Annotated in this window: 14 protein-coding genes and 1 riboswitch; of the genes, 5 read left to right on the forward strand and 9 right to left on the reverse strand. The window is 47.8% G+C overall.

Going from position 1 to position 17,336, the window contains the following annotated elements; genetic code table 11:
* Positions 1–39 precede the first annotated feature (39 nt).
* The 7 genes from D5E69_RS21385 to D5E69_RS21415 form a co-directional block, all read right to left on the reverse strand.
* Positions 40–1,587: a hypothetical protein gene (locus D5E69_RS21385; protein ID WP_048004780.1), complete on the reverse strand. Its 1,548-nt coding sequence runs from the start codon at positions 1,585–1,587 to the stop codon at positions 40–42.
* Positions 1,588–1,782: 195 nt separating this feature from the next.
* Entirely contained in the window at positions 1,783–2,733 is a 951-nt protein-coding gene (locus D5E69_RS21390) for an L-threonine 3-dehydrogenase (RefSeq protein WP_048004779.1), read from the reverse strand.
* 36 nt (positions 2,734–2,769) lie between these two features.
* A complete protein-coding gene (locus tag D5E69_RS21395; RefSeq protein ID WP_048004778.1) occupies positions 2,770–3,960 on the reverse strand; it encodes a glycine C-acetyltransferase in 1,191 nt (396 codons plus the stop codon).
* A 253-nt stretch (positions 3,961–4,213) separates the two neighbouring features.
* Positions 4,214–6,349 (reverse strand): immune inhibitor A domain-containing protein, encoded by a 2,136-nt coding sequence (locus D5E69_RS21400; protein WP_048004777.1) that lies wholly within the window; start codon positions 6,347–6,349, stop codon positions 4,214–4,216.
* Positions 6,350–6,672: 323 nt separating this feature from the next.
* Positions 6,673–7,845 (reverse strand): MalY/PatB family protein, encoded by a 1,173-nt coding sequence (locus tag D5E69_RS21405; protein WP_048015000.1) that lies wholly within the window; start codon positions 7,843–7,845, stop codon positions 6,673–6,675.
* Positions 7,846–7,851: 6 nt separating this feature from the next.
* Positions 7,852–8,637, reverse strand: a complete 786-nt coding sequence (locus D5E69_RS21410) for a DNA alkylation repair protein (RefSeq protein WP_231579010.1) — start codon at positions 8,635–8,637, stop codon at positions 7,852–7,854.
* A gap of 26 nt (positions 8,638–8,663) precedes the next feature.
* The gene (locus tag D5E69_RS21415; RefSeq protein ID WP_048004775.1) at positions 8,664–9,302 is read right to left on the reverse strand and encodes a YczE/YyaS/YitT family protein; all 639 of its coding nucleotides are present in this window, start codon (positions 9,300–9,302) and stop codon (positions 8,664–8,666) included.
* 245 nt (positions 9,303–9,547) lie between these two features.
* A riboswitch (ZMP/ZTP riboswitch) is annotated at positions 9,548–9,635 on the forward strand.
* A gap of 59 nt (positions 9,636–9,694) precedes the next feature.
* Here D5E69_RS21415 and D5E69_RS21420 point away from each other — a divergent pair.
* Positions 9,695–10,543, forward strand: coding sequence for a bifunctional 5,10-methylenetetrahydrofolate dehydrogenase/5,10-methenyltetrahydrofolate cyclohydrolase (locus D5E69_RS21420; protein WP_048004774.1), 849 nt, complete (start codon positions 9,695–9,697; stop codon positions 10,541–10,543).
* A 113-nt stretch (positions 10,544–10,656) separates the two neighbouring features.
* Positions 10,657–12,162, forward strand: coding sequence for an FAD-dependent oxidoreductase (locus tag D5E69_RS21425; RefSeq protein WP_048014144.1), 1,506 nt, complete (start codon positions 10,657–10,659; stop codon positions 12,160–12,162).
* Positions 12,163–12,236: 74 nt separating this feature from the next.
* Here the strand turns inward: D5E69_RS21425 and msrB are convergent, their stop codons facing one another.
* Both msrB and D5E69_RS21435 read right to left on the reverse strand, forming a co-directional pair.
* The gene (gene msrB / locus D5E69_RS21430) at positions 12,237–13,181 is read right to left on the reverse strand and encodes a peptide-methionine (R)-S-oxide reductase MsrB (protein WP_269430429.1); all 945 of its coding nucleotides are present in this window, start codon (positions 13,179–13,181) and stop codon (positions 12,237–12,239) included.
* A gap of 2 nt (positions 13,182–13,183) precedes the next feature.
* Entirely contained in the window at positions 13,184–13,552 is a 369-nt protein-coding gene (locus tag D5E69_RS21435; RefSeq protein WP_414894157.1) for a CHY zinc finger protein, read from the reverse strand.
* 35 nt (positions 13,553–13,587) lie between these two features.
* Between D5E69_RS21435 and D5E69_RS21440 the strand changes: the two genes are divergently transcribed.
* From D5E69_RS21440 to D5E69_RS21450, 3 genes are all read left to right on the forward strand, one after another.
* The gene (locus D5E69_RS21440; RefSeq protein WP_063191079.1) at positions 13,588–14,193 is read left to right on the forward strand and encodes an NAD(P)-dependent oxidoreductase; all 606 of its coding nucleotides are present in this window, start codon (positions 13,588–13,590) and stop codon (positions 14,191–14,193) included.
* Positions 14,194–14,298: 105 nt separating this feature from the next.
* Complete coding sequence (locus D5E69_RS21445) at positions 14,299–15,696, forward strand: MFS transporter (protein WP_249931531.1); 1,398 nt, start codon at positions 14,299–14,301, stop codon at positions 15,694–15,696.
* A gap of 140 nt (positions 15,697–15,836) precedes the next feature.
* Positions 15,837–17,306 (forward strand): phospholipase D family protein, encoded by a 1,470-nt coding sequence (locus D5E69_RS21450; RefSeq protein WP_048014141.1) that lies wholly within the window; start codon positions 15,837–15,839, stop codon positions 17,304–17,306.
* Positions 17,307–17,336: the final 30 nt, after the last annotated feature.

Here is a 17,336-nt window from a genome sequence, read left to right on the forward strand (position 1 = left end):
AATGTCATATGAGCGCACGTGCCTTCCTCTCCTTTCACCTTAGAATAGATTGAACATATACGGTCCGATAAGTGATATATATAGAAGGATGTAGGTTCCCATGAAGTAAAACACTCCGGCAAACGGACCCCACTCCTCATTTCTTCCAAACTTCCATACAAGGGCCGTCAGTAAGCTGATCACGATCATCACTGCATAGCCACTGCCGTTGAAGCTCAAGAAGCCCGGTGCGACTTGATGAAAATAATCCCCCATCGCCTTGCCTGTATAGGTGAACGGCATGATCAAGAAGATCAAAATGGTGACATATTCCGCCATGCTGATGCCTTCCTTCTCCAATACATTCGGTTTGAAGATATTCAAGAGAATCAGGATAAATAAGGAAGGAAGCACCCAATAGAATGAGGTCAGCCCCGTTACCAAACTTGAAAATAGCATAAGAGTCCCATTGAGTAAAGCCTCTTTGACGGACGCTTTTGTCCAGTGCAGACTCGATTGGGTCACCTCGTCATTTTGCGAAGCGCCATATAGTTCATATGTACCACCATTGTAATTGAACCAAACCACTTCATTGTCTGATAATGGAAGAGGTGATTGTGTCAAATGCCTCGTGGTGTTCAGGCGAAAAGCCTGATAAGAGCCATCTTCATTCGGAACGGCCTTATAAAGGGCAATCGCATTGAAATCCCCGATTTCCTGCCCCTCTGCAGTGAGCAGCAATGTGGCTTTCCCATCGATCTCGGCCAGTTGGATATCTCCCGGTGACTCCAGATCGAGCCCATTGTCTGCGTTGACGAATCGGATCTTTTCTGGCTTTTGAAGCTCATCGCCCACCTTATCGACAGGCAGATTCACCTTATACGTCGCCGTGGTCAATTGCCCTTGTGAGCGGGCTGTTTCACTGTAGAACAACGTCAGTTGCCCATCTGCTATCTCATAAGTCGCATTTTCAACTTGTTTACTAGAGTTCTTCTCCAGAAGCAAAAAAGGGGCGCTTACATGATGCTCTTTATCAATATAATGGAATTGTACATGGGTATCGTCTGCCTTGGTCTGAACTACGGAATCCCCATCCTTACCGATGGTCACACGATCAATCTCCTGTTGAAATGAATGAAGCTTACCAGCATCTTCTGTTTGAGGGTCCATTTCGTAGAGCGTGCCACCCGTCCAATAATACACACGGTTTTCACTCGTTTGAAGGCCTGTGATCCCTTCTGACAGGACGGAATTCTTCCCGCCTGCATAGGACACTAATTTAGTATCCTCATAGTAGATGACCTTCTTGCCATCAGTCCAATAGGGGTAACTGCCGGAAACATCGACGTCAAGCTTCAGCTTCTCCTCGACCCGGAGTCCTTCTTTAACGTTGAGCTCCTGGATCTCTCCTCCACTTGAGACGAAGAGGTCCCCGCTTCCTCTGAACAACTGAGGCCTGTCCTTATATGATTGATCAAGGTATACCGAACGGCTCCAATCCTTCTGAGGGGGCTCTTTCACCTTCAATAACTGATGGAGGAACATCCCTCCGATCATAAGGATGACCAATGCCATTGGAATACCCAAAACCTTCAATTTTTCTTTCACTGTTCATTCCCCCTGCTTTAAAAGCATATTCTCTATATACACTTCTGAATTTTAGCACAATTAGTGCCTTTATTCACTTAATTTTCCATATTAAGGTATAAAATAGAGAGTAAGGGCTATATAAGATATACCACATCTGCTATAATATGTCGAAAAAAAACCGCTCCTATTCATATCGGAGCGGTTTTCCATTTCTTATATTCTTTTTTCGACCTTCAGCTTATGAAGCATATCGGCTGTCATCTTCGACAGGTCATACGTGCAGCTGAATCCCCACTCTTCCACCGCGGCGGAAGAATCGATGGCATCCGGCCAGCTTTCAGCGATGGCCTGTCTGACGGGATCGACCTGGTAGTCGATTTTGAAGTCAGGCTGATGAACCTGGATGGCCTTCTCGAAATGCTCAGGCGCTGCGCTCATGGCACTTACGTTGAAAGAATTGCGGTGGATGAGCTTCGATCCATCCGCTTCCATCAGGTTGATGATGGCATCAAGGGCGTCCGGCATATACATCATATCCATGAAGGTACCCTCACCGATATAGGAAGTGTAACGATTCTGCTTGATGGCTTCATAGTAGATTTCTACTGCATAATCCGTCGTCCCTCCACCCGGAAGCGTTTCGTATGAAATCAAGCCCGGGAATCGCAGCCCCCTGGTATCCACACCGAATTTTGTGAAGTAATAATCCGATAACAATTCACCGGACACTTTATTCACCCCGTACATCGTCGTCGGTCGCATGATGGTATCCTGCGGTGTCGCCTTCTTGGGTGTACTTGGTCCGAATGCTCCGATCGAGCTTGGGGTGAAGAATTGACAATCCAATTCCCTGGCCGTTTCAAGGGCATTGACGAGTCCTCCCATATTCAAGTTCCATGCAAGCAGCGGCTTTGCTTCGGCTGTAGCCGACAATAGGGCGGCAAGGTGGATGATCGTATCGACTTGGTTCGTCTTGGCTAGCTCGAACATGCGCTTTTCATCGGTTACATCCAGCTGCGCGAAGGGTCCCCCGGTCACAACGGGACTGTCGGTCTCCCTGATATCTGTTGCCAATACGTGATCCGCGCCGTAAACCTCGCGAAGACGGGTCGTAAGTTCCGAGCCAATCTGTCCCAACGCACCGGTGACAAGAATCTTCTTCATCTTAGTTCCTCCTGTATATCGTTGATGATAAGGGAATTAAAGGATTCCCAGCTCTTTTCCGACTTTTTCATATGCTTCGACCGCTTGATCAAGCATCTCTTTCGTATGGGCAGCCGATGGCATATTCCGTACCCGACCCGTTCCCCGGGGCACTGTAGGGAATACGATGGACTTCGCATAAACCCCTTCTTCATACAGGCGCTTACTGAAATTTTGGGTAGCCTGCTCATCACCGATGATGACAGGAGTGATCGGCGTTTCAGATTTCCCGATATCAAAGCCAAGCCCTGAAAGTTTTTCCTTGAGATAGGCACTATTTTCCCACATTTTGTCCTGTAGTTCCGTGCTGTTCATCAACAAGTCCAGCGCTTCCGTACACGCGGTCACATCCGCAGGCGTCAGGGATGTCGAGAATAAGAACGGGCGGGATCGCACCTTCAACCAGTCGATCAGGTTTTGAGTACCGGCCACATATCCACCTACTACCCCGATGGCTTTAGACAGCGTACCCATTTGGAAATCGACTTTATGAGAGAGACCGAAATGCTTCACTGTACCGGCACCTTTACCAAGAACACCGGAACCATGGGCATCATCCACATAGGTCATGATATCGAATTCCTCTGCGATTTCGACGATTTCAGGTAGCTTGCATACATCTCCGTCCATAGAGAAGACCCCGTCCGTGATGATCATGATTTTCGCGTAAAGACCCGATTCTTTCGCTTCCTTCGCCTTCGCACGCAAATCTTCCATATCCGAGTGGTTGAATCGGATGATCTTGGCACGGGACAGACGGCATCCGTCGATGATGGACGCATGGTTCAATTCATCGGAAAGAATGGCATCATGTTTATCCATCACCGCAGAAATGGCTGCCATATTGCAATTGAAGCCCGATTGATACGCGATGGCCGCTTCGGTTCCCTTGAATTCAGCAAGCTTTTCTTCCAGTTTCACGTGAAGGTCGAGTGTTCCGTTGATTGTCCGGACAGCACCTGCTCCGACACCATATTCTTTCACCGCTTCGATGGCCACTTTTTTCAAGCGCTCATCTGTTGCAAGTCCAAGATAATTATTTGAAGAGAGATTCACAAGTTCCTTGCCTTTAATCGTAATGACGGGTCCGTTTGCCCCTTCCAACGGATCGATTTCATTATAGAGACCTTTTGATTTTAGATCCTGCAGATTGTCCTGTAAGAAATGGTCCAGGGTTTTACTTGTCATCTTTGTGACCTCCTTGTTTATGTAAGCGTTTTATAGACAATTGTGCACTCCAGAAAGACATTCACTAGTATAATATTAGCTATTTTCATACCATTTTACACAGATAAGTTTAACATGTTTCTCCGTGATGGACAAAATAATTCTTTCGGAAATGGGGGATTCTCTGTCTATGATGATGTCACTAGTATGCGGTTGGCGGGACAAATTGATTCCTATAAAAAAAAAGCCGACCCTAAGGACGGCTTCTTGATGGTCAGTGCTTCTTCTTTGGTTTTTTCTTATCCTTCAATTTGACTTCATACGTGAAATCGACTGGGTTTTTATCATGTGGCGGAGCTGCATAGGAAGTAATCATATAGTTACTTCCATCCTTGAACAGCTGTCGAAGCTTCAAGGCATTGGTTTCCGTCACATTGAATGGGTCGACCTGAATGACTTTATACTTGGTTTTCGGGTTCTTTTTGTTGCCTACCTGTCTTTCATTGATGAATGTAACCGTATATTCCACGTACTCTCCTAGGATTTCCGCTTTCGATTTAAAGACGTCCAGATTGGACCCATCCTGCTTGAAGCCGATTTCCGGGATCTCAATATTATCAATGAACCAGCCTGAGTCATTATAGCCCCAGTCCGTCAGATAGCGGAAGGAGATCAAGATTTCCTTCCCGGCGTATTGATTCAAATCAAATGTTTCTTTTTGCCAGTCTTCATAGTGACCGGTGAAACCAGGAACATTATCTTTGATTTTAGGATATCCCTGTCCATCCACATCCGAACGGGTATTTTCGTTCTCAAGCGATGTCCATGTCTTCCCATTATCTTCAGAAACTTGGACCATAGCGTAATCCCATGCTTCTTCAATATCGATGAAATTGTCGAAGGAGAGGGTGGCTTTGTCCACTTTTGACAGATCTGCTTCTAATACGATGGCACTGTCCAGTTCGTCCCCTTCATTAGCCCAGAGCACTTTGTTGCCCGACCCTTTGGGATCATCGACGCTTTTCCATTTGACCGGAAGGAAGTCCACTCCATCGAAATTGATCGTGTCGACCTTCCCTTTAAAATCAAGCTCTTTGAAGTCCCCTCCCCATGCAGGGACCCCTTCTTTTTCATACTCGAGCGCTTTCTCATAATCAACGGTCTTGCCGCGCTTCGTGCCTTTACTGTCGACAGGTAGATCCCTCAGATCGATGCTGTCGAAATCATACTTCCCTCCAGAACCGTCATCGATGGCGAGGGCCGTGATGAAGTGTTGATAAAGGGTGGTGAAGTCCTCCTTCGCTCCATATTCCTTCAGCATGTGATCGACACTCTCAATTCCATGCTTCTGGTCTGTGGCAAGATCCCTGATGAATTCCTGCCCATACTTATCGTACATATAGAGGGTGAAGAGATAGACCTGTCCATAGTCTGCAATCGTTTCCGGTCCTGTTTCCGCACTGCGGTGTTCATCCCAGTTCACCAGGGAGTTTTCCGGGTGATCAAGATAGAAGTTCACAGAACCCTCATTGGAACCATATCCTCCGAGGAACTCGGAGAATGTTGACATCCCTTCATTCAGCCATGTCTCTTCAGCCGGGTCGTTATCGGCATGGATCAAATGCTGGAGTTCATGAATTGTCGTACCGAAGAAGGTATTCTCGAGCCTGGTTTCCCAGCTGTTCGTATCAATCGTGATGATGTTCCGGTCCGTATAGTTTTCAAGGGTCTGCCAGAAGAAGCCTGCCACGAAGAACGGATAGCTAGGATCGTAGTAGCCGTCATCCTTGATGTTGTCGACCAGCATGATCACCTTGTCACTGCCCTCGTAATAGTTATCCGGCAAGCCAACCATTCTTGGAACGGTGGCATTTGATCCATCCAACTCATCCGGCATGCCGAAGAAATCCGTCGCAGTCGGATAGATGTTCGAATCGAACTCATCCTTCAGTTTATCTACCTGCTCCTGAGTGACCACATGGGGAGGACGGGGATCTCCTTCAGGGAATGCAAGGTCATTCGCCACCCAGATCTCCACGTTGTCGCCCACACTTCTCAGAGTGAATTGTTTGAATTCCAGGTCCCGATCAAGGAATAGCTTTGTCCCTCCGTCATATGTAAATTCACTTGTCTGTTTATTGCTCTGGGCTTTCACTTCACCTTTTTGATCGAACTTGAACTCTTTCACCTGTTTTTTCAGCTTTCCTTCAGCTTTATTCAGGAAGTTTTCGTTTTCAGACAGTGACTCAAGATGACCATCGATATCGATGCGATCACCGTATCGCTCGGTGTTCCAGTTGGCAGTTGTCGGAGTGGACTCGGCCGAGACCTCCTGTGAGAATGGTGCCAACAGTCCCAGTGCCAAAGCACCGGTGGAAAGAATGGAAAACAATTTAGTTTTCAAATACATAATCCCCTCTCTATGAGAATAGTTATAATATAAGCGAAATAATCATAACACACTAAATTTTCAGAATATATAAGCCGAAAGTTTCTTCTCTCTCTTCGTTATTTATGGTATTTTCTGATATTACGCTTATAACTGATACTGACGATCTATGGTTTCGACATGGTTCGATGATCCTTATACGTTGATGCGTTTAAAACAGGGCCTTTTCCCCCATCCCATCGACGAAATCCCATTCTCAACTGCAAAGGTTAATTGAAAGTGGGGATACCCGTCGATTGATATCGAAGAATACAGGACAGGGCATTAAAAAAACAGCCCTATCTCTAAGGCTGCTTTCCTATTCTATGCTCAAGCAAAGCTTCATTCATCCGACGCAACGCCATGTCGATTCTCTCTTTGGGACAGGCAATGTTCATTCGGATGAACGCACTGCCGGTCTCTCCGAATTTGAATCCTTCATCGAATTTCACTCTGGCCTTCTCCAGGAAGAAGGTACAAAGCTCTTCACCGCTCATGCCGAGTTTCTGACAGTCGATCCAGATCAGGTGGGTGGCTTCCGGCTGAATCGCCTGAAGTTCAGGCATGTATTCCTTGATATAATTCAATACATACTGTTTGTTATCCTCCAACACCATCAGAAGTTCTTCGAGCCACGGAATCCCTTCCTCATAGGCAGCGATGGTGCCTTCAATCCCGAATACGTTGGGACGCATCAGCCCGAAGGATGTGAGCTTCTCTTGATAACGCTGCTGCAATTCCTTATTCGGGATCATCAGTATGGACGTCTGAAGCCCGGCGATGTTAAACGTTTTGCTCGGGGCCGAGCAGACGATGGTACGATCCCTCACGGAAGGATCCGCCTGGATGAAAGGAAAATGCTGATTCCCCTCGAACACGAGGTCGCCATGCATTTCATCTGAAATGATCCAAAGATCATGTTCTTTCGCAATCGCCGCTACCCGCTCCAGCTCTTCTTTTGTCCACACCCTGCCGACAGGATTATGGGGACTGCAGAGGATCAGGACCTTTGCTTTTGAAGAACGCGCTTTTTCCTCCAAGTCATCAAAGTCCATCTCATAGCGCCCATTTTCATAGAGAAGCGTATTCTTCAGAACCGTGCATCCATGCGCCTCGATCGTGCTGTAGAAAGGATAGTACACGGGATCCTGCAGGATGACGCCATCCCCCGGCTCTGTGAGGACCGAAAGAAGGACGTTGATGCCCGGAATGATCCCAGGACTGAATGAAATCCATTCCTTCTGGATCTTGATGCCATACTGCTTGTCCCACCAGCCGATGATCGAGTCGAAGTACCGGTCACTGAAGGTGGTATAGCCGTAAATTCCATGAGCAGCTTTCTTTTGCAATGCCTCCACGATGGCAGGGGAAACCTGAAAATCCATATCTGCTATGCACATCGGTATGACATCCTCCTGTGGATACGACCATTTAACCGAGTGGGTATTCGTTCTCTCGATGCAATCATTCCAGTTCATGTTCCCTTACCCCCTGATTTTGTTGATATGCTTCATTCCCTCGCGCTCACTGAGCGGTGCGAGATCCTCGTTTGCGATAAAATCCTCCACCGTTTCCGGATTTGTCTTGGAGTACTCCCGGAGAGCCCAGCCGATCGCTTTTTGGATGAAGAATTCCTTGGAATCTTGTTTTTTCCTGATATAGCCGAATAGTCGGTCCTCTTCGGTCTTATCTTTATATTTCAGCTGATAAAGGATGGCCGACCGATTCAGCCAGATATGATCTGATGTGATCCACCGTTCAGGATATCCTCCATCTCCATGTTTCAGGAAAATGGATCCTGCAAGGTTCGGGGCGATGCCATCAATGGTATCCCACCAGGACTTTTTGACGATGAGCTCTTCAAGGAGCGGTAGATGGTCAAGGGTCAGCTTCTTGACCTGCCTTGAAAGGAGATAGAGAGCGGCATACTGACACTCCCGCCCCGGTTCGTCCCAGAGCAATTTCGTGACGGAAGGCAGCTCTTGCAGAGGGGGATCCCCGTACTGTTTGACAAAGTCCTTGAGAGCAGCGTTGCGCTCAGGCGTTTTGATGCCATAAAACGAGAACTGATTCCGCATATACGCTTCCATCGGCACCCGGTTTTCTTCTGATTCCATCTCTTTGAAGCATCGGAGGAGGGTGGCCGTATATGTCCTCACATGACTTGAACATGCGAGACAGACCCTAAGTTCCTCATCTCCCTGATAAAAGCCATTCTCACAATAGATGTCACACCCGCATGCTTCACAATTTGTCACAAGCTCTCTCATCCCGGTTCCCCCTCATTCTGCTCAAGCTACCCTGCAAGGGTTGCATCCTCTCGATGACGTGCAATCGTTGTCTCAACCCAATTCCTGCTCATAGGCAAGGACCAGCCTACCACCTGTCCGACACCTAGAGCGATGACGATCGTTCCGAACCCGACGGGGCCGCCAAGCAGCCAGCCTGCAATCAATACGACCAGTTCCATGCCGTTCCTCACCCACTGGACGCGCCAGCCGGTCTTATCCACGATTAAGAGCATAAGACTGTCCCTGGGGCCAGCTCCCAGTCCTGCAGCTACATAAATACCGATCCCGATTCCCATGATGATGATCCCGATACACAGTACACCTGCCTGTATCCATAAAGACGAAGGGTCAGGAAGAAGATAGTTGAAGATGTCTATAAAAATCCCCACAAGGAGCATATTGATGAAGGCACCCAGTTTCGGGATTGATTTTGTCATGATCCCGGTGAAGGAGAGGATGACGATTCCCGCAATGATCGACCAGGCCCCAATGCTCAATCCGGCATTCAGGAATAGCCCATAATGAAGGACGTCCCATGGACCGATGCCAAGATCCTTCCCTTTAATGGTCAACGTAATGCCGAACGCCATGATGATCAACCCGACAAAGAAAAATCCCCAACGGGTCATCCGTTCCCTTTTCATTTTCTATCACTCTTTCTCTCTTTCATAATGCACCCACTTTACCACAGATTCACCTTCAAAGAAATTTCACCAAGCCGATTGGGTTTGTTGGATATTCATTATGAAAAAACGAATTGGATATCCGGATGAGATTGAGTTGAACGCGCTTTCTTCACTCCTTCCGTCATTTCCCAAAATTCGACCCCTTAAAACCGAACAATACGACTGGATTCTTGTTTTATATTCGTGTTATAATCATTTTGCATCTATTAAGCAGTGACTGGCGAAAATGTGGAAATGACCACAAGGGAGCTGCGTTCATATACCCATTTGCCGTTCGCCTGGGCATAATGATTGGGCCATATCCATGAGCTACACGATAACAGCCTTAAAACATTTCAGGAGGGATCGCAATGGAACCATTGATCTTAAACGGAAGTAAAGTCGCAACAGACGTAAAGGAACAATTAAAAATACGTGTTGAAGCATTGAAAGAACAAGGGGTTACCCCATGCCTTGCCACCGTACTGGTAGGAGACGACCCGTCCTCTGCCACATATGTCAAGATGAAGGGGAACGCCTGCGCGAAAATCGGTATGGAATCAAGAAAGATCCATCTCCCGGCAGAAACGACGACAGAAGAGTTATTGGCCGTCCTTGATGGACTCAATGACGATTCTACGGTCCATGGCATCCTTCTCCAACACCCCGTGCCGTCCCAAATCGATGAGCGCGCCGCTTTTGAACGCATTTCCATCGAAAAGGATGTAGACGGTGTAACCAGCCACGGCTTCGGTCAAAACGCATTGGGCTTTGGTGAATTCCCGTCCTGCACCCCGGCAGCGATCATGGAAATCATCGATTACTACAATGTAGACCCCAAAGGAAAGCACGCCGTAGTGGTAGGAAGAAGTCCGATCCTGGGTAAACCTGTCTCCATGATGCTATTGAACCGAAACGCCACGGTGACCACGTGTCATTCCTATACAGAAAACCTCCCCGCCCTCCTTGCTGATGCGGACATCGTCGTTGCAGCAGTAGGTAAACCAAACTTCATCCAAGGAGATTGGTTGAAAGAGGGAGCCATTGTCCTCGACGCCGGATACAACCCCGGAAATGTGGGCGACATCGATTATGAAAGCTGCTATGCAAAAGCATCGGCCATTACACCCGTCCCTGGTGGTGTCGGCCCCGTAACGATCTCCATGCTGTTGAAGCAGACGGTGGACGCAGCTGAAAAATACGGAAAAACCAATTCATGATGCACCCGACCGCCCCTAAAGGGCGGTTTTTTTATTTTACTCTCCCAACGACTTATGTTTTCCAACCAGTTCGGCAATCATGGTAGTGACGTAATGAAAAGGAGCGTGAATTCATGAATCATCAGCATCCGGAACCTTATTGGAGGAAGGATATCCACCTCCCCTCCTACCCAAAGCTTGACCGTAACCTCAAGGTGGAAACGGTCGTGGTCGGTGGGGGCATCGCCGGGATCACCACTGCATATTTCCTTGCCAAAAGCGGAAAGAAGGTGGCTCTGATCGAAGCAGACCGGTTATTGAATGGGACAACCGGTCACACGACAGCCAAGATCACAGCGCAGCATGGCCTTATATACGATGAACTGATTCAGCATTTCGGTACAGAATACGCCAGGCATTATTACGAATCCAATGTGAAGGCGCTGGACTGGATCAGAAATTTGGCAAAAGAAGTCGACTGTGGCTTCAGTGAACAGGATGCCTATGTCTATGCGGAAACGAATGAGTATCTGCAGAAGGTACAAAAAGAGTATGAAGCGTATCTTGAACTTGGAATCGACGGAGAACTGGTGGAAACCATCCCCCTCGACATTCCCATTAAACAGGCCATCGTCATGAAAGGGCAGGCCCAGTTTCACCCTCTGAAATTCTTTAAGCACCTCATTGAATCCTTTATTGAACTTGGCGGTCAAGTATTCGAACAAACCCCTGCCGAGACCATTGAAGACGACACGGCAACAAAGGTCATAACATCGAGCGGTTATCATCTGGAATGTAATAAGGTAGCGATCTGCACACACTTCCCCTTCTTTGATGGAATGGGGCTTTACTTCACCAAGATGTATGCGGAGCGCTCCTATATCATCGGAATCAAATCGGAGAAAAAATTCCCTGGTGGAATGTATATCAATGCGGAAGATCCTTCCCGTTCCTTCCGCTCGGTCGTGCATGAAGGCGGGGAGCTGATCCTGATCGGTGGAGAGAATCATAAAGCCGGGCAGGGCAAGGATACACAGGAACACTATGAATCCTTGGAGAAATGCGGAAGTGCGGTGTTCGGGAAATCTGATACACTTCACCGGTGGTCTGCCCAGGACTTGATTTCAGTTGATAAAGTTCCTTATATCGGAACACTCACAGAGAAGCACCCTACCATCTTCGTAGCCACGGGCTTCAAAAAATGGGGGATGACGACCGGACCTTTATCGGGAATGATCCTGTCCGATTTGATACTTGGTCATCATAATATATACGCTGACCTCTACACCCCTTCACGATTTGTCGCCGACCCAAGCATTAAACACTTCATCTCGCAGAATGCCGATGTGGCCAAGCATCTTATAAAAGGAAAACTCCAGATTCCATTCAAGTCTTCCCGGGACCTCAAGAACGGGGAAGGAGCTGTCGTCTGGCATGGAGGGAAGAAATGCGGAGGGTATCGGGACGAGGAAGGCAGGCTCCACCTCGTGGATACCGCCTGTACCCATTTAGGCTGTGAAACTGCTTGGAACCAAGGTGATCTTACATGGGATTGTCCTTGTCATGGATCGCGTTTTTCTCCTGAAGGTACAGTCATTGAAGGACCAGCCCAAAAGCCGCTTCCATCGATTGATGAATAATCTATGACCCGGGAAATATTTATCGCAGGATATGACAAAACTAATTGAAAAGGGACCGCTCAAGCGGTCCCTTTTCAATTAAATAAGATTCTGAAATCCCCATACCCTTCTTCCTCAAGCAAATCTTTCGGGATGAACCGGAGAGCCGCTGAATTGATGCAGTACCTCAACCCGTCAGGTCCTGGTCCGTCGGTAAACACGTGGCCAAGATGGGAATCGGCTTCCCTGCTGCGGACTTCCATACGTGTCGAACGATGACTGAGGTCATACCGTTCCGTCACACTTGCCTTCATGACAGGTTTTGTAAAGCTCGGCCATCCGCATCCACTATCATACTGATCCCTCGAGGTGAATAAAGGCTCCCCGGAGACGATATCGACATAGATGCCTTCTTCCCGGTTATCCCAGTACTCATTCTCATAAGGAGGCTCCGTCCCATTTTCCTGGGTGACACGGTATTGCAAGGGAGTGAGCGTCTCTTTCAGATAAGAACGGTCTTCTGGCCAATATTCCTTTATAAACGCGTCCCTTCCAGACCCCCGTTTATAAAGGGCATAGCGGAACATATTCTTTTTATAGAAATCCTGGTGGTACTCCTCCGCTTTGTGAAATACAGCAGCAGGAAGGATCTCTGTTGCAATCGGCTTTGCAAATTTCCCGCTGTGTTGAAGCTCTTCACGCGATTTCACCGCCGCGATCCGCTGTTCTTCGGAGTGATAAAAGATCACCGTTCGATAGGGTGTACCCCGATCATTGAATTGTCCTTCAGCATCCGTGGGATCGATCTGCCTCCAATACACCTCAAGAAGCCGTTCATATGGGAAAAGCGAGGGATCAAAATGAATTTCGACTGCCTCCACATGGCCGCTTTCACCCCTCACGACCTCTTTATAGGACGGAGCATCACCTTTGCCTCCGGTATATCCTGAAGTAACGGAAATAATCCCATCCAGTTGATCAAAGGGCTCGACCATGCACCAGAAGCATCCTCCTGCAAATGTTGCTTTTTCCACCAGAATCCCTACCCTTCGAAATATAGATGATAATGATTGCTGCAGCCCGGATTGAATGGAGCCTGACAGTGAGGACAAGAGGACTGACAGTTCATATACTGCAGGATACTCAATTCCGATCGACACTTCCCACAAAGGACGGCCTTCTCATTCCACTCTTCCCGTCCCCATAAAACCGGCTCATGATCAGTCATTTCTTCATGGCATTTGTGACATGGATAGTAGGTGTCACAGCATTTGAATTTGATGGCGATTATATCCTTTTCTGTATGGTAATGTCCGCATCTTGTTTCTTCATCGACGTTTATGCCTGTGACTGGTATCGCTTGATTGGACATATTCATCCCCCGTTCAGATTCGTCATTCTCTTCCCCCATACTATACAATATTCATAAAGAAGGAGGGAAATAAAATGAAAATCATCGTCTTTGGCGCAACAGGTGCCACCGGAACAGAAGTGATGAAGCAGGCAAAAGAACGGGGATTGGACGTGACTGCATTCGTGCGGGATCCTGCCAAACTTCCCGATCATTCAACCTTCATCCAGGGAGACGCCACGGACAGAAAGGCTGTCCAGGCAGCGCTGCAGGGACAGGATGCGGTCATTTCTTGCCTGGGGGCATCTGGTCTTGGAAAGACAACACAGCTCAGTATCATGACCGGTCATATCCTCTCCGGCATGCAGCTCCACGGAGCGAAATCGATCCATTATGTCGCCTCTGCCGGCATTGATCATGAAATATCAGGATTACAAGGTAAGTTGGCCCAGTTCATTCTGCGCAATGTGCTGAAGGACCACCGGGAAGCCGTTTCCCTGATCAAGGACAGTGGATTTCGCTATACCATCGCCCGACCCATGCAGCTGATCAATGGACCTTTCACAGGTGACTATCGGACTCACCCCGCCTCCATTCCTGAAGGAGGAAGGAAAATATCCAGAGCGGATGTTGCCCATTTCCTGTTGGAAAGCCTCCACCAAGACGCGTATGCCAACGCATCAATCGGCCTTGCCTATTGAAGGACTTTCGGGGTGAACCCCGGAGGTCTTTCCCCCAATCTCTTTCATCCCTCACAGTGCGTTTCCCTTTGTAAAAGCAAAAGGTTTTTCAGACAGGTTGGTTTTGTGGTATATTACTTCGAGTGTCTAAACAAAATCAACTACGGAGGTGGTCTTATCAAGACTGAACAACCGACCAAGACCGCTCCTTCTTACACAAAGACGGTTGCATTCCTCAGCCTGACCATATGGCTGGTCGTCATGAACACGACCATGTTCAATGTCGCCCTTCCAAATATCCTTCATGAGTTCTCTTTGAAGCCTTCAGAGGGTGCTTGGATCGTATCGGGCTATTCTATCGTCTTGGCGATCGGGACGATTACGTATACACGCCTGTCCGACTATCTCCCGTTCAGGCGCTTGATCATCATCGGGATTGTTGTGTTCGGTTTGGGTTCCCTTTCTGGTTTCTTTGCCGATTCATTCTTATGGTTACTGCTGTCCCGTTTGTTCCAGGCAGCCGGTGCCGCGGCCATTCCTGGACTGTCCATGGTATTTGCCAGCAGATTTATTCCAATGGCGGTACGGGGTCGCGCCCTTGCCATGATCGCCTCTGCATCGTCCCTCGGCTTCGGACTTGGACCTGTTGTAGGAGGAGTCATCACTGACTATCTTAACTGGAATTATCTCTTCCTGGTTACCCTTCTCGTCATCGTCATGATTCCCGTCCTTTATAAGCTGTTGCCCGCTGAAACAGTCCGAAAAGGCGCATTCGACATATGGGGAGCCATCATGACCGGAGTGGGTGTCACATTCTTCCTTCTCTTCATTTCCGGATTCAATTGGATTCATCTCGCAGTAGCCCTTATATTCTTTGCAGTCCTGTGGATCAGGATCCATAAAATCGAACTCCCTTTCATTCAGCCAAAACTGATCAGGGATAAGGGCTATAGGAAGATCTTGTACATGAGCTATATGGGGTTCGTGACGCACTTTGCCATTCTGCTCGTCATGCCCCTTATGCTAAAAAGCATCTTTGACAAGAATCCGACCACTATGGGATTGATCATCTTCCCGGGTGCGATGCTTTCGGCTGTTGCCGCCATCTATGTGGGCAGACTGATCGATAAGTACGGGAATATGCGTGTGATGGTGATGGCCCACTGCCTTCTCCTGATCTCGACCATCCTGTTCTTCTTCCTGTCACCGATCAGCGAATACATGATCATGCTCGCCTATATGTTCACGAGCTTCGGATTCTCAAGTCTCTCTTCAAGTACCACAAACGAAGTCTCCCGCGTGGTGAACAGGGATCTTGTCGGATCCGGAATGGGTATGAAGCAGCTGCTTCACTATGTCGGCAGTGCTTCCGGCTCGGTCATCGGAGGCTTGATCGTAGAGATGGGCGGAGTCGATTATGGTGTCGATGCGTTCAGGAATACGTTCCTTGTCCTCATCATCGCCATGATCCTATCCTTCCTGATCCTGATGTTCTATCATCGTCAATTAAAGAAAACGGTATGATTCCCAAGCCCTGCGCCTTCAAGCGCAGGGTTTTTTCGTATCGGCAGGAGCGTGCTGAATAAAATAACAATGCCTGGGTTCCCTTCTTACCTTTGTGGGTATAGTAGGAAGGACATTATATATAGAATAGGGGAGTCCATTTGAAAAAGCGCCCATGGTACAAAAAGAAACGATGGTTGATCGGTCTTGCGATCATCATGCTTTTATCAACCATCATGTTTTATCAGCGCACCAAACCTCTGCCTGACGGTGTTTCATACGCTGGAGGCATCCATTCCATTCCTGAAGAAGACGTTGAGTTCATCTACGACCTCACGTATCAAAAGGATGGAAAGGAGGAATACGATCATTCCATATTTGATGAAGTCAACAAAACCGTCAGTGAAGCAGAAGACTTCCTGATTCTCGATCTTTTCCTCTTCAACGGCTACACGAAAAACGACCGGAACTATCCTAAGATAAGCGAAGAGCTATCAAAGACGATTCAGGAACGGATGAAAGAAAAACCCGATCTTAAAGTCGTCTTCATCAGCGATGATGTCAATACAACATACGGTTCCCATAAAGCCGACCAGCTCGAACCGTTGAAAGAACTCGGTGCCGAAGTGATCTTCACTGATCTCGATCGTCTTCGGGACCCGAACCTCCTGTATTCAGGCGTGTGGAGAGCCTGTATTCAATGGTTCGGACAAAAAGGAAATGGGTGGCTGCCGAATCCCATGGCCCCATCGGCCCCTGAAGTAACGGCACGATCATACCTCAAACTGCTGAATGTAAAAGCGAATCACCGGAAAGTGGTAATCAGCGAGAAGGAAGGCATGGTCCTTAGCGCCAATCCTCACGACGCCAGCGGGTTCCATTCCAATATCGCGTTCAGGGTGAAGGGGGACATCCTCAAAGATATGATCAAGGCCGAAAAGGCCGTCGCCGCTTTCTCAGGAGGAAATATGAACGCGTTCCCTTCTGATAAGGAAGTGGATGAACTCATCACCCATGTAGAAGCATCTGGTGGAAAAGAAGTAAAAGCACAGATCCTTACTGAGAGAAAGGTCCAGACCAACGTCGTGAAGGCACTCGACAAGGCGAAAGAAGGAGATGAGGTGTGGATCGGCATGTTTTATCTGGCAGACCGTGATATCATCGACGCCATTGAAAACGCAGCAGATCGCAAAGTAGATGTTCGCATGGTCCTTGACCCGAACCAGAATGCGTTTGGACAGGAGAAAATCGGATTGCCAAACCTCCCCATCGCATCAGAGCTGAACAAGTTGGATAACGAACACATCTCCATCCGCTGGTACAACACCAACAAAGAGCAGTATCATACCAAGTTCATTTATGTAAAAGGAAAAGAAAGCTCCACCGTCATAGGAGGCTCAAGCAACTATACGTCAAGGAACCTCGATGACTATAATCTCGAAGAAAACATTCTTTTCACAGGAGCTCCGGACAGCCGTCTCATGACAGATGTAGATGATTACTTCCAGCGCATCTGGAATAATGAAAACGGAACGTATACCGTCGAGTATAAGAAATATCAAGATAAATTACCGATCTTCAAATACATCATGTATGTCCTTCAAAAAGTATTCCAAGTCACAACGTATTAGGGTTTAACCTCTTCTAAATGGGGAATATCT

Source organism: Rossellomorea marisflavi, from assembly GCF_009806575.1.
GTDB lineage: Bacteria > Bacillota > Bacilli > Bacillales > Bacillaceae_B > Rossellomorea > Rossellomorea marisflavi_A.

Coding starts and splice junctions, on each gene's coding strand:
- D5E69_RS21390 (WP_048004779.1), bottom strand. CDS start 2,733: ATGAAGAAGATTCTTGTCACCGGTGCGTTGGGACAGATTGGCTCGGAA.
- D5E69_RS21395 (WP_048004778.1), bottom strand. CDS start 3,960: ATGACAAGTAAAACCCTGGACCATTTCTTACAGGACAATCTGCAGGAT.
- D5E69_RS21400 (WP_048004777.1), bottom strand. CDS start 6,349: ATGTATTTGAAAACTAAATTGTTTTCCATTCTTTCCACCGGTGCTTTG.
- D5E69_RS21405 (WP_048015000.1), bottom strand. CDS start 7,845: ATGAACTGGAATGATTGCATCGAGAGAACGAATACCCACTCGGTTAAA.
- D5E69_RS21410 (WP_231579010.1), bottom strand. CDS start 8,637: ATGAGAGAGCTTGTGACAAATTGTGAAGCATGCGGGTGTGACATCTAT.
- D5E69_RS21415 (WP_048004775.1), bottom strand. CDS start 9,302: ATGAAAAGGGAACGGATGACCCGTTGGGGATTTTTCTTTGTCGGGTTG.
- D5E69_RS21420 (WP_048004774.1), top strand. CDS start 9,695: ATGGAACCATTGATCTTAAACGGAAGTAAAGTCGCAACAGACGTAAAG.
- D5E69_RS21425 (WP_048014144.1), top strand. CDS start 10,657: ATGAATCATCAGCATCCGGAACCTTATTGGAGGAAGGATATCCACCTC.
- D5E69_RS21435 (WP_414894157.1), bottom strand. CDS start 13,552: ATGGGGGAAGAGAATGACGAATCTGAACGGGGGATGAATATGTCCAAT.
- D5E69_RS21440 (WP_063191079.1), top strand. CDS start 13,588: ATGAAAATCATCGTCTTTGGCGCAACAGGTGCCACCGGAACAGAAGTG.